This is a genomic window from Dactylosporangium sp. CA-139066, assembly GCF_050936175.1.
GTDB lineage: Bacteria > Actinomycetota > Actinomycetes > Mycobacteriales > Micromonosporaceae > Dactylosporangium.
This window is the reverse complement of the sequence record NZ_JBNJNH010000001.1, coordinates 719,330-731,819: the sequence shown is the minus strand read 5'-3', so window position 1 is coordinate 731,819 and position 12,490 is coordinate 719,330. Positions and strand designations below refer to the sequence as shown.

Genomic DNA, 12,490 nt, shown 5'->3' with positions numbered 1-12,490 from the left:
TTCTAGTTCGCGGTCTTGCGCAATCGCTGCAGCCGGGCGCCGAAGAGCGCCTCGGCGCCGTCGAGCCGTTCGCGCGCGCGGGCGGCCGCCGCGGCGCGGTCCGCGGTGTCGGCGTCGGTGTGCACGTCAAGCTCGGCCTGGGCCTGCTTGGCGACGGTCTCGGGATCGACCCCCACCCCGCCGGCCGCCGCGGCCCCCGGGATGCCGGTGGCGAAGCGCCACAGCAGCCGGCGGGCGTCGTGCGCGTCGTCGGGCAGCTGCGCCACCCGCTGGGCCACGTTGATCGCGCCGATGAGGAAGTCGACCCGGGCGCTGAGCGGCCCGACCACGCGGGTCGACAGCGGCCAGGTCGAGATGGCCAGCAGTCCCCGGGCCGGGGCCAGCAGGTCGGCGGTGAGCGCGGGGCAGAGGTAGTACGGCCGGCCGTACGGCGCGACCTTGAACGATCGCTCCTCGTCCCGGCGCAGGCTGGTCAGGCGCGCGGCCACGAGCTCGCCCGGGAAGAAGGCGTCGTGGACGGCGATGATCAGCTTCGGCGCCGCCGGGACCGTCAGCAGGGTCAGGGCGTGATGGACCTGCTCCCGGATGGAGAGGATCGGTGGCGCGGGATTCTGCCGCGGTACGGCGGGAGCCCGCTCCTCCAGGTCCGCGAGCGCGGTGTCCCAGGCGTGCTCGGCGCGGCGCAGCTCCGCGCGCAGCGTCCTGGCCTGTGCCCGATCCCCCGTCGTGGCCGCGCGGCGCAGCTCGCCGCGCAGCCGGTCGATCCGGCGCTCGAGCAGCTCAATGTGCTCGTTGGGGGCCGAGATCGATTCGGACACGAACGGCACGGTAACTGGTTCCAGCAAGTTCCAGCAAAGACCAGTGTCGGCGTGTCGCGCTTGCTTATTTTTTGACAGGCTTTATGCGGGTACCGGCTGAGGCTGCTCTTCCAGTCTGGGGACGGGCGCTCGCTTCGGCAGTGGGAAGAGCTGCGGCCTGCGCTTGGCGGCGAGATCCTCGACCCAGCCGAGGCCCAGCACCAGCAGCGCGACCAGGGCGGCGACCAGGGCGAGCTGGACGAAGTCGTGGTACCCGCCGACCAGCGTGATGCCGAGCCAGACGCCCACCATCCGCACGAACGTGATGGCGGCCTCGTGCCACAGGTAGATCGTCAGGGCCCGCCGGTTGATCGCCTCGACGGCCGGCTCGGCCACGCCCAGCGACATCGCCGCCGGGGCCGCGTTGAGCATGATCAGCAGGAACGCCGTCGACCACAGGGTGTCGGCGATCGGGACGTCGTTCATGTCGTACCCGCGGGGGCCCGGCGTGTAGAAGAGGATCGCGAGCCCGATGCCACCCATCACCAGGCACACCGGCCAGAGGACCTTCTTCGAGATGCGCTGCAGCGTGCCGTCGTGGTGCGCGAAGCCGAGCATCCAGGCCGGGGCGTACATGAAGAAGTCGCGGACGGTGCCCCCGGTGCCGTAGCCGGTTTCCCACAGGACGACCAGCACCGTGAACGGCACCACGACGCTCGGGATCGGCCAGCGGCGGAAGAGCCAGAGCAGGGCCGGCGAGGCGATGATGAACCAGAGGTACGAGCGGACGTACCAGATCTGGCTGAACCAGAACCCGCCGCGTTCGCTGGTCGGCGGGTCGTCGAGCGGTACGAACCACAGCAGCGTGCGCCAGCTGTGCTCCATGCCGCCCCACAGCGACATGAGCACGACGGCGAACGCGCCGAGGACCCAGAACGGAATGACGATGCGGCGTATCCGCCGGCCGATCGCCTTCGGGCCCGAGCGGTCGAGCGAGGCGGCCATGAGGGAGCCACCGAGCGCGAACATGAGGCCCATAGCGGGGAAGACGACGGTCAGCCACGCGAACCCGAGCGTGTGGTAAGTGACCACGCGGAGGATCGCGACGGCTCGCAGGAGGTCTACGTACCGGTTCCGCATCCCCTATAGGTTGCCCAAAGACCCTTACGGGCAACCCCGGTTCCGCTCAAAATTGGCTGTGTTTATTCTCAAAGATCCTAGGGGTGGCAAGCCGTAACCAAATGGACTATTGAAGCAGTTCACCTCTTTCTCACCCGTTACCCGCGCTGTCCAGCGCGTCACTGAGCACGTCGAAGCCGAACCCGTGCTCGTGGCGTACGCCGTTGATGAAGAACGCCGGGGTGCCCTCGACCCCGACCGCGCGCCCGCTGTCCATGTCCCGTTCCACCCGTTCGTGGTGTGAACGCCGGCCGCCCGTGTCGGGCAGGCCGAACTGGTCGGCGTACCGGGCGAGGTCCACGTCCTCGAGGCTGTCCTGGTGGGACAGCAGCAGCGCATGCATGCCCCAGAACGCCCCGGCGTCGGCGGCCGCCTCGGCCAGCAGCGCGGCCGGCATCGCCCGCGGGAACACGTCCACGAGCGGGAAGTGCCGGTAGGCGAAGCGCAACCGGTCGCCGAAGTGCAGCTGGAGCCGCTCGATAACGCCGAACGCGCGGCCCGTGTCGGGGCAGGCGTAGTCGCCGTACTCCACGAGGGTGATCGGCGCGCCGGGCACTCCCTGCACGTGGTCCTCGCTGGTGAGACTGGGAAGGGCGCTCATCAAGGCACCCTTCCCAGTCTCCCGGGGATTTCCCCTAAGGTTTCTGCCTAGTCCAGCAGCTCGGTCACCGTGCCGGCGCCGACGGTCCGGCCACCCTCGCGGATGGCGAAGCCGAGGCCGACGTCCATGGCGATCGGCTTGCCCAGCTCGACGGTCACGTCGACCGTGTCGCCCGGCATCACCATCGTCACGTCGCCGAGGTCCACCGAGCCCATCACGTCCGTGGTCCGGAAGTAGAACTGCGGCCGGTAGTTGGCGAAGAACGGCGTGTGCCGGCCGCCCTCCTTGGTCGTCAGCGCGTACACGTGCGCCTTGAACCGCCGGTGCGGCGCGACCGACCCGGGCAGCGCGACGACCTGGCCCCGCTGCACGTCGCCACGCCGGACGCCGCGCAGGAGCAGGGCCGCGTTGTCGCCGGCCTGGGCGCTGTCGAGCTGCTTGCCGAACATCTCCATGCCGGTGACCACGCTGGACTGGGTGGGTCCCAGCCCGACCACCTCGACGGGGGTGTTGAGCACGAGCGCGCCGCGCTCGACCGACCCCGTGACGACGGTCCCGCGCCCGGTGATGGTGAGCACGCTCTCGATCGGCATCAGGAACGGCTCGCCGGTCACCCGCTCGGGCAGCGGCACGTACGCGTCGACGGCCTCGAGCAGGTCGACCACCGACTGCACCCACGCCGGGTCGCCGGCGAGGGCCTTGAGCGCGCTGGTCCGGATCACCGGGATCTCGTCCCCGGGGAACCCGTACTCGCTCAGCAGCTCCCGCACCTCGAGCTCGACGAGGTCCAGCAGCTCGGCGTCGTCGACCGCGTCGGCCTTGTTCATGGCCACGACGAGGTACGGCACCCCGATCCGCCGCGCGAGCAGCACGTGCTCGCGGGTCTGCGGCATGACCCCGTCGACGGCGCTGACGACGAGGATCGCCCCGTCGACCTGCGCCGCACCCGTGATCATGTTCTTGACGTAGTCCGCGTGCCCCGGCATGTCGACGTGCGCGTAGTGCCGCGTCGCCGTCTCGTACTCGACGTGCGCGATGTTGATGGTGATCCCGCGCGTGATCTCCTCCGGCGCCCGGTCGATCCCCTCGAAGGAGGTGTACCGGTTGACGCTCGGGTACCGCTCGGCGAGCACCTTGGTGATGGCGGCCGTCAGGGTCGTCTTCCCGTGGTCGACGTGACCCATCGTGCCGATGTTGAGATGAGGCTTGTTCCTCGTGAACGCCTGCTTGGCCATCTGACACTCCACAGTGGATTTGTGGCTGGATGCGCAGAACCCTCGGGCGAGCCTTGGTTTGGATGCGTTGGTGGGCGTCCGGCTCGCCGGCTCACCCTCCTCCGTCGGTTCCGCAGGATGCTGCGGGAGGAGGGTCAGCGTCGCAGGCCGGCCTCTAGCGCCGCGTCTAGCGCTGAGGGCGCCCAGGCGACCGCCGAGCCGGCCAGGTGGCCGTGCTCCAGAAGGGCGGTCGTCGCGATCACGTTGGGAAAGGTAGCTCGCACGGCCGGCGGCGGCAATGCATTTACGAGTGGCGTTGCACACATACCCCGGGCGGGTATGGAAAGCGGATAAATACGGCGCTGGCGCGCCGCATTTATCCGACATTTCGTATATGTCCCGGCGACGGTCGCCGCGGCGCAATGGACCCGGCACACCGCGGCAGGCGCGACCGGACCGGGCCGGGCGCGGCCCAACCCCGCCCGACAAGGCGCGGCACGATCCAGCCTGCACGACAGGACGCGACACGGCACGACGGGGCGACACGGCACGGCGCGATGACGCACGGCGCGACACGGCACGCGCGACTGGGGGGCGAAGCGACGGGGCGCGGCCGCCATGACTCAGCCCGCCATGATTAGGCGCGGCCTAATCGGACGAACGGTGCGACCGAAAAAATGATGATAAGCCGGATAAGTCGTGGCGCGTCAGCGCCCGACTTATCCGGGCAAACCGCAACGAAGGCGGCGAGCGGTCAGCGCGGTGGCTGAAGGCGCATGGCGATCGTCGGGGCGTCGGCCATGACCGAGTTCGGCGCGCTGCCCGTCGGGGCGTCCGCCGGTGGGCGGTCCGCGCGGCCGACCGTGATCTCCGGGTAGAGCTCGACCTCGTCCCACTCCCCCAGCGCCTTGGGCTCGCCGCGGCTCAGGTCCACCTCGCGGGGCGGGGTCGTCGGGCCGGTGCGGGCCAGGATCGCGGCGCCGTTGGTGCTTACGTCGGTGACCAGCAGCATGCCGTCGCGCAGTTCGAAGCGGAGGTGGTTGCGGCTCACCCGGCGGCTCGACTCGTCGTCGAGCCAGGTGCCGATCGTCACGCCGGACTGGTCGTCGGGGGCGCGGCCGACGGTCACGGGGCGTGCCGCCGTCACCGGGAAGCGGGTGCGGACCGTGCCGTTGATGCGGACCGCCAGCATCATGGCCGGCGGTCGGGGGCCGGAGTCGATCAGGCGGTCGCCGTGGCGGGGGCAGATGGGTGCGCCGCTGGGCAGGGCCGGCGGGGCCTGGCCCGCGCCGTTGGCCGGAGGGCGGCCGAGGACCGGGCAGTCGTTCGCGGGGCAGCGCCAGTACCGCTGCAGCACCGGATGCAGCCGCGTCGCGCCGGTCGCGGGGGCCAGCGTCAGCTCCAGGCCGCCCGGGGCGCCCGTCGTGAGGTAGACCGGGCCGGGGTGGCCGGGCAGCGGGGAGCGGCTGATCACCGGTACGCCCGTCAGGTGCGCCACCTCGCGCACGCGCGCGTTGACCCTCGCGCCCGGCGGCAGCATCTCGATCAGGCCGTCGTCGGACCAGCGGCGCAGCACCATGCGCTCGTTGGACGTGAAGTCGGTGTCGGACATCGCGCCGCGCTCGGTGATGGCGTACAGGCCCGTGTTGCCGTCGCCCAGGCGGCGGCTGAGCGCGTCGATGTACTGGCCGAGGCGCACGAGCGCGGCCGGGCGGCCGCCGTCGAGGTCGACGCTGCGGGCGGCGTCCACGAGGTCGATGACGCCGCCGGCCGCCAATGGGTCGACCGTCAGTCGCCGCTCGATCGCGTCCAGTGTCCGGCTTGTTTCGAATCGCACCCGAACATTCTGCATCAGCTTCGCCAACCCGCGGCAAAGCCGCTCACGGTGGCGCGGGCGACGCAGGCGGGACGCGCGGCAAAGCCGCTCACAGCGGCGCGGGCGACGCAGGCGGGACGCGCGGCAAAGCCGCCCACGGCGGCGCGGGCGACGCAGGCCGACGGGCGGCAAAGCCGCCCACAGCGGCGCGGGCGACGCAGGCGGGACGCGCGGCAAAGCCGCCCACGGCGGCGCGGGCGACGCAGGCCGACGCGCGGCAAAGCCGCCCACCGCGGCGCGGGCGACGCAGGCCGACGCGCGGCAAAGCCGCTCGCGGACGCGCGGGCGACGGAGGCGGGACGCGCGGCAATCTGGAAACACAGCCGCAAAGCCGCCGCCGACCACCTCTGCGGTCGACGGCGGGCCTTGCGCCGCGCTCTCGGCGAACCTTGGGGGAAGGTTGGGGAAACCGCCGGGCGCGGTACGCACGACGCGGAGGCACGGGGGGTTGCCGATAACGTCGTGGGTACACATCAGCTAACTGTTGGTAATGACGGTAGATCATCACCGAAGACGTCAACAGTGGTGAATGCCTGAATGAACGCGGGCTTCACCCGCCGCACACCTTCGCCACCTCCGCGAGGCGGTGCGCGTCGATGCCGTCGCGCTGCTCGACGGCCAGGGGATGGTCGGTCGGCTCGAGCTCGACGAGCGGGCGCAGGCCCGGCTCCCGAGTATGCACTCTGGTCTTGAGCTGCAGCGTTTCGGGGTACCCCGGAATGTTGTTGGAAAGCCAGCCGAAATAGGGCTTCTCGTCCACGCGGGCGGGGTCGTCCCAGAGCTCGACCGCGCGCTCGAAATTCGCCGGGCTCAGGCTGACCCAGACGTTGTACGTCAGGTGCTCATCCGCGCCGCGAACCGGGATCTCGATGAGCCCCCGGATGAAGAAGTGCAGTTCTTGCAACTCGGGCGCGTCGATGCAGCACAGCTCGTCCTCGAGGAACGACTCGCCGCTCGCCTCCGGGGCGCCCCAGTAGTCGGGTGCGGAGAACGCCCACACGGTCGGGACGTCGCCGATCTCCGCGTCGCAGCAGGCACAGACGAAAGTCACCGCGGCACGGTACACCCAAACGTCAGCTCTGCGCGGCGATCTCCCGCGCGCGGTCGCGGGCGGCCTCGAGCGCGGCCAGGAAGGCGGCGCGCACGCCGTGATTTTCCAGCTCACGGATGGCGTTGATCGTGGTGCCGGCCGGCGAGGTGACCGCCTCGCGCAGCTTGACCGGGTGCTCGCCGGACTCGCGCAGCATGATCGCCGAGCCGATCGCCGTCTGCACGATGAGGTCGTGGGCCACCTGCCGGGGCAGGCCGAGCAGGATGCCGGCGTCGGTCATGGCCTCGACGAGGTAGTAGAAGTACGCGGGGCCGGAGCCGGACAGCGCGGTCACCGCGTCCTGCTGCGACTCCGGCAGCCGGATGGTGCGCCCGAGCGGCCGGAACATCTCCTCGGCGACCGCCAGGTGCTCGGCGGTGGCGTGCGGGCCGGCCGAGATCGCGGTCATCGCCTCGTCGACGAGCGCCGGGGTGTTGGTCATGACGCGGACCACGGGCGTGCCCTCGGGCAGGTACTTGGCGAAGAACGCCGTGGGCAGGCCGGCGCACAGCGACACGACGAGCTTGCCGTCGGGCATCTTCGGGCCGAGGTCGGCCAGCAGGGTGCCGGCGTCCTGCGGCTTCACGGCGACGGTGACGACGTCGGCCTCGAGCAGGGCGGTTTCGTTGTCGACGACCCTGATGCCGTACCGCTGGGAAAGCTCCTCGGCCCGCTCCGGGCGCCTCGCCGTGGCGATGAGCCGGTCGGCGGACCAGCCGGCCCGCAGCAGGCCGGAGAGCAGGACCTCGCCGAGCTTGCCGGCGCCGAAGACCGCGATGGTGCGCAAGGAGAACTCCCCCGACGACGAGCCTGGGGCCACCGAGCGGCGGCCCCAGGACTTCCGATTGACGACGACGTGCGAGTGACGATCAGGAACCGAAGAAGACCTCGGCCTCGGTGTACCGCTCGACCGGGACGGTCTTGAGCTCGCGGGTGGCGTCGGCCAGCGGGACGCGCACGATGTCGGTCGACTTGAGCGCGACCATCTTGCCGAAGTCGCCCTCGTGCACGGCGTCGATCGCCTGCAGGCCGAAGCGGGTGGCCAGCACGCGGTCGAACGCGGTCGGCGTGCCACCGCGCTGGATGTGGCCGAGCACGACGGTGCGGGCCTCCTTGCCGGTCTTCGCCTCCAGCTGCTCGGCGAGCCACTGGCCGATGCCGCCGAGGCGGACGTGGCCGAAGGAGTCGAGCTCCTGGTTGTGCAGCACCATCTGGCCGTCGAGCGGCTGGGCGCCCTCGGCGACGACGACGATCGGGCTGTACTGCGTCTGGAAGCGCTTCTCGACGTACCCGGCGACCTGGTCGACGTCGAACTGCCGCTCCGGCAGCAGGATCACGTTGGCGCCACCGGCCAGGCCGGCGTGCAGGGCGATCCAGCCGGCGTGGCGGCCCATGACCTCGACGACGAGGGTGCGGTGGTGCGACTCGGCGGTGGTGTGCAGCCGGTCGATCGCCTCCATCGCGATGTTGACGGCGGTGTCGAAGCCGAACGTGTAGTCGGTCGCGCCGAGGTCGTTGTCGATCGTCTTCGGCACGCCGACGACGTTGACGCCCAGCTCGGTCAGCTTGGTGGCCACGCCGAGGGTGTCCTCGCCGCCGATGGCGACGAGCGCGTCGACGCCCAGGTCGGCCAGGTTCGACTTGATCTTCTCGACGCCGCCCTCGATCTTGAACGGGTTGGTGCGGGACGACCCGAGGATCGTGCCGCCGCGCGGCAGGATGCCGCGGACCTGGGCGATGCCCAGCTCGCGCGTGATGCCCTCGAGGGGACCGCGCCAACCGTCACGGAAGCCCACGAACTCGTGGCCGTAGGTGGAGATCCCCTTGCGGACCACGGCACGGATGACCGCGTTGAGGCCGGGGCAGTCGCCGCCCCCGGTCAGTACGCCGATACGCATGCTTGATCTTGCCTTCCTGGTTGCGTGCCCGAACCGCATCACGGGCGCGGTCGAGCCGGAGGTACCCGCTCATGGCGACGCTGCCGATTCACAGCGCACTGTAGTCGCTCCAGCTGAACCCTCAGCAGTCGTCCCCGCGAATCCCGAACTTCTTCGCCGACTCGTGTTCCTGCGTCATGCGGCGCAGCGCGGCCAGCAACGTGTCGCCGAGGATGCTGCCGACGACGGCCGCATAGAGCATGCCCTCGGCGTCCCTGGCCCGCCCGACGAATTTCAGGTCGTACACCGCGATGCTCTCGGCGACGTCGGCGTACTGCTCAAGAAGCTCCCCGACATCGGCCCCGACCTGCTCGAACGCGGCCAGGACCTCGGCCGCGGCCTGCCGCGCCGGCGCGGCAGGGCCGACCATCCACATGCGCTCGGCGACGAGCTTGTCGATGCGGTCGCGGGCCGACTGCACGGCCTGCGGGTCGACGGAGTCCTTGCCGCCGACGGTCATCGGCAGCGCCTGCCCGAGCACGTTGTGCACGTCGGGATCGGGCTCGTCGAGCGCCACGAGCAGGTGACGGATCGTGGCGATCGGCAGGCGGCCGATGTCCAGCAGCACCCGGACGAGGCGCAGCCGCTGGACGTGTCGTTCGTCATAACGGGCCTGGTTCGGGCTCGTCAGCTCGCCGGCCGGCAGCAAGCCTTCGCGCAGGTAGTACTTGATCGTCGGCACGGGAACCCCGGTCTGCCGGCTCAACTCCGCGATGCGCATGCAACTCCTTCCGACCTTGGTATGGATAGTGTACCTTCCCAATAGCAGACAGCACCGCTATCCATTCGCGTTCGCACTGGGAGCATCCGATGCATGTCGCACGTCTTCACCGACCCCTCATCCTGGTCGCCGGCCTCACGGCGGCCCTGGCCCTCTTCACCGCCGTCGGCATCTTCGCCGACGACCGCACCCTCCTCGGCGTGCCGGTCTGGCTCAAGCCGTTCAAGTTCTCGGTGTCGATCGCGATCTACGGCACCACGATCGCCTGGATGCTGAGCCTGCTCGCCGAGCGCCGCCGCCGCTTCGGCTGGTGGCTCGGCACGATCATCGCCGGCGCGATGCTGCTCGAGATCTCGATCATCGCGGGCCAGGCCGCCCGCGGCCACCAGAGCCACTTCAACGGCCGGACGGCGCTGGACGGCCTGCTGTACAACATCATGGGCGCCACCATCGCGATCGCCTGGGTGGCGACGCTGATCCTCGCGATCCTGCTGCTCATGCAGCGCATGCCGGACCGCGCCGACGCGCTGGCCGTGCGCCTGGGCATCATCGTCGCCCTCGGCGGCATGGCGGTGGGCTTCCTGATGACCCTGCCGACGAAGGCCCAGCTCGCCCAGGACAACCCGACCGTCATCGGCGCCCACAGCGTCGGCGTCCCCGACGGCGGCCCCGGCCTGCCGCTGGTCAACTGGAGCACCACGGGCGGCGACCTGCGCGCCGGCCACTTCATCGGCATGCACGCGCTGCAGGCCCTGCCGCTGTTCGCCTTCGCCCTGACGCTGCTGGCCCGCCGCTCGCCCCGCCTGCGCTCGGACCGCCTGCGCACCCGCCTGATCGCGGTCGCCGGCTTCTTCTACGCCGGCCTCACGGTCCTCATCACCTGGCAGGCCCTGCGCGGCCAGTCGCTCATCCACCCCGACACGCCGACCTGGACGGCGGCCGGCGCCCTGCTGCTGCTCACCGCGGCCGGCGCCGCCTGGGCGGCCTCGACGCGCGTCTCGCCCGCTGCGGCGCAGCCGGCCCCCGCCCCGATCCCGGCCGAGGCGGCCTGATGTCGCAGACGCTGTTTCAGCTGGCATTTCTTGTCGCGGTACCGTTCTGGGCCCTCATGATCCTGACGCCCACGTGGCGCTGGTCGCACCGGATCGTCTCCTCGCCGCTGATCGTCCTGCCGACGCTGGTGGTGTGGGCGTTCGCGATCGCACCGGCGTTCGGCGACTTCGCCCGCGAGATGCTCAACCCCGACCTGGCCGGCGTGCGGGCCCTGCTGTCCCGCGACGAGGTGGTGGCGGCGGTGTGGGCCCAGGTGATCGCGTGGGACCTGTTCATCGGCCGCTTCGTCTACCTGGACAGCCGCCGCCGGGGTCTGCACCCCTTGCTCATGGCCCCGGTGCTGGTCCTGACGATCCTGTTGTCGCCGATCGGGTTTCCGCTCTACCTGGCGCTGCGCCAGTTGAAGCCCCTCCCCCACGCCTCCTCGTCGGCTGAGCCCGCCTCGACCCCGTTACCGGCCGACACGCACTGAACCGGGCCGCGCACCTCGCGGCCGCGCATCGCAGCATCTGCGTCCGCAGGGGCCGCCTCGACCCCATTGCCGGCCAACACGCTCTGTCCCGGGCCGCGGACGCCAGCTGCCCACCTCGCGGCCGCGCATCGCAGCATCCGCGTCCCCGGGGCCGCCTCGACCCCGTGGCCGGCCGACACGCACTGAGCCGGGCCGCGCACCGCAGCATCCGCGTTCCCGCAGGCCGCCTCGACCCCGCCGCCGACCGACACGCACTGACCCGGGCCGCGCACGCCGGCTGCGCACCTCGCGGCCGCGCACCGCAGGACCGCAGCACCGCAGGACCGGCCAGTTTTTCCGCCGTTTTCGGATTTATCGCCCGACAGGCGAAAAGTCCGAAAAGTCGTGGCGCGCCAGCGCCCGACTTTTCGATCAACGCCCCCGCGGGACAAGGGCGGCGGACGCGGAGCTCCCCCGGCGCGAGCGGCAGCGAACCGGAAATACAGCTCAGCCGTGCATGACGTGCCAGCGGGCCAGGTTGTGGCGGGCGTCCACCAGGGCGTCGTGGCGGCCCTCCACGACCGGCAGCGGAGGGCGACCGGCGTCGTCCCACAGCTGGCGCAGGTCTTTCGTGAAGCGCGGGATCTCGCGGGGCAGCGCCGGCATCGAGCCCCACAGCTGGGCCAGCGCGACGTGGTCGTAGGCGGCGTACCAGGCCCAGAGCTCGATCTCGTCCGCCTCGCCCGAGCGCAGCGGCTCCGTCAGGAAGTTCAGCAGCTCCTCGCGGATGCGCTCGCGCGAGCGCCAGGCCTTGTCGGCCGGGGACGGGAGCTTGTCCAGGACGTTGCGGCGCACCCACGGGACGGCGCGGGAGTCGTCGAACTCGGTCGAGACCGCGTAGTACTCGCGGCCGTGCTCGTCGACCACGCCGATCGAGACGAGGTCGATCTGCCGGCCGTCCTCGATGAACTCGCAGTCATAGAAGTACCGATATGCCGCCACCGGCAACATCCTGCCCTACGGCGGGGGCGCGGAGATCACAGGGCGGTGGACAGCTCCGCGTAGAGAACCGCCAGGATGCGCGGCGCCACCGTTGCGCAGGGTCAGGCGCCGTCGCCGGCGGCGTGGACGTGCTCGGCGGCGCACAGGCGGGCCTCGAACCCGGATCCGCGGCGCGCGGGCACCATTTGGCGGCGAATTGGCCATCGTTGATCTGGACCCGCCTAGCGCCGGGGTCCGGCGGAATGCACGGGCCGGGATTGCACTGCCGGCTTCTGCGCAGCGTCGCGTGAACCAGCCGGCGGCGGGGGCGGCCACGGAGGAATTATGTCGCCGTCACGCTGCGCGTGCCCGGAGAACGACGAATCCGCGGCCGGGGTCCCGGATGCTCGCACCATCCGGGGCCCCGGCCGCGGCCCTGCCATGCCCCCCGCCCCCCAGCGGTTTGCGTGGTGGCACTAGCCTGCCTGCGGACTCATGAACGGCGCTGTCGGTGAGCCGATGCGGGGGATGTACAGACTCCGACACGCCAGTCATGATCTGGTAGAAGTTCCGTACTGTCATCGTGATCA

At 71.0% G+C, this 12,490-nt stretch carries 12 protein-coding genes; 2 read left to right on the top strand and 10 right to left on the bottom strand.

Annotated elements, in window-relative coordinates; translation table 11 throughout:
- Positions 1-2 precede the first annotated feature (2 nt).
- The 9 genes from ACQEVU_RS03450 to ACQEVU_RS03410 all read right to left on the bottom strand — a co-directional run bounded on the left by ACQEVU_RS03450 (position 3) and on the right by ACQEVU_RS03410 (position 9,415).
- On the bottom strand, positions 3-818 hold the full coding sequence (locus ACQEVU_RS03450) for a hypothetical protein (RefSeq protein ID WP_433320393.1): 816 nt from the start codon (positions 816-818) through the stop codon (positions 3-5).
- An 81-nt stretch (positions 819-899) separates the two neighbouring features.
- A complete protein-coding gene (locus ACQEVU_RS03445) occupies positions 900-1,937 on the bottom strand; it encodes an acyltransferase family protein (protein WP_433320391.1) in 1,038 nt (345 codons plus the stop codon).
- A 130-nt stretch (positions 1,938-2,067) separates the two neighbouring features.
- On the bottom strand, positions 2,068-2,577 hold the full coding sequence (locus ACQEVU_RS03440) for a DsbA family protein (protein WP_433320388.1): 510 nt from the start codon (positions 2,575-2,577) through the stop codon (positions 2,068-2,070).
- Between the two features lie 47 nt (positions 2,578-2,624).
- The gene (gene tuf, locus ACQEVU_RS03435) at positions 2,625-3,812 is read right to left on the bottom strand and encodes an elongation factor Tu (RefSeq protein WP_433320385.1); all 1,188 of its coding nucleotides are present in this window, start codon (positions 3,810-3,812) and stop codon (positions 2,625-2,627) included.
- A gap of 733 nt (positions 3,813-4,545) precedes the next feature.
- A complete protein-coding gene (locus tag ACQEVU_RS03430) occupies positions 4,546-5,628 on the bottom strand; it encodes an FHA domain-containing protein (protein WP_433320382.1) in 1,083 nt (360 codons plus the stop codon).
- 589 nt (positions 5,629-6,217) lie between these two features.
- Entirely contained in the window at positions 6,218-6,718 is a 501-nt protein-coding gene (locus ACQEVU_RS03425; RefSeq protein ID WP_433320379.1) for a DUF2199 domain-containing protein, read from the bottom strand.
- A 22-nt stretch (positions 6,719-6,740) separates the two neighbouring features.
- A complete protein-coding gene (proC, locus tag ACQEVU_RS03420; RefSeq protein ID WP_433320376.1) occupies positions 6,741-7,544 on the bottom strand; it encodes a pyrroline-5-carboxylate reductase in 804 nt (267 codons plus the stop codon).
- Between the two features lie 82 nt (positions 7,545-7,626).
- Entirely contained in the window at positions 7,627-8,655 is a 1,029-nt protein-coding gene (locus ACQEVU_RS03415; protein ID WP_433320374.1) for a 6-phosphofructokinase, read from the bottom strand.
- Between the two features lie 121 nt (positions 8,656-8,776).
- The gene (locus ACQEVU_RS03410; protein ID WP_433320371.1) at positions 8,777-9,415 is read right to left on the bottom strand and encodes a MerR family transcriptional regulator; all 639 of its coding nucleotides are present in this window, start codon (positions 9,413-9,415) and stop codon (positions 8,777-8,779) included.
- An 89-nt stretch (positions 9,416-9,504) separates the two neighbouring features.
- On the opposite strand from ACQEVU_RS03410, the gene ACQEVU_RS03405 reads away from it, so the two are divergent.
- Both ACQEVU_RS03405 and ACQEVU_RS03400 read left to right on the top strand, forming a co-directional pair.
- Positions 9,505-10,467, top strand: coding sequence for a hypothetical protein (locus ACQEVU_RS03405; protein WP_433320368.1), 963 nt, complete (start codon positions 9,505-9,507; stop codon positions 10,465-10,467).
- Positions 10,467-10,940, top strand: a complete 474-nt coding sequence (locus ACQEVU_RS03400) for an ABA4-like family protein (RefSeq protein ID WP_433320366.1) — start codon at positions 10,467-10,469, stop codon at positions 10,938-10,940. Before ACQEVU_RS03405 ends, ACQEVU_RS03400 begins: the two co-directional genes overlap by 1 nt.
- Positions 10,941-11,426: 486 nt before the next feature.
- Here ACQEVU_RS03400 and ACQEVU_RS03395 read toward each other — a convergent pair whose 3' ends face one another.
- Positions 11,427-11,921: a polyadenylate-specific 3'-exoribonuclease AS gene (locus tag ACQEVU_RS03395; protein ID WP_433320363.1), complete on the bottom strand. Its 495-nt coding sequence runs from the start codon at positions 11,919-11,921 to the stop codon at positions 11,427-11,429.
- Between the last annotated feature and the right edge of the window lie 569 nt (positions 11,922-12,490).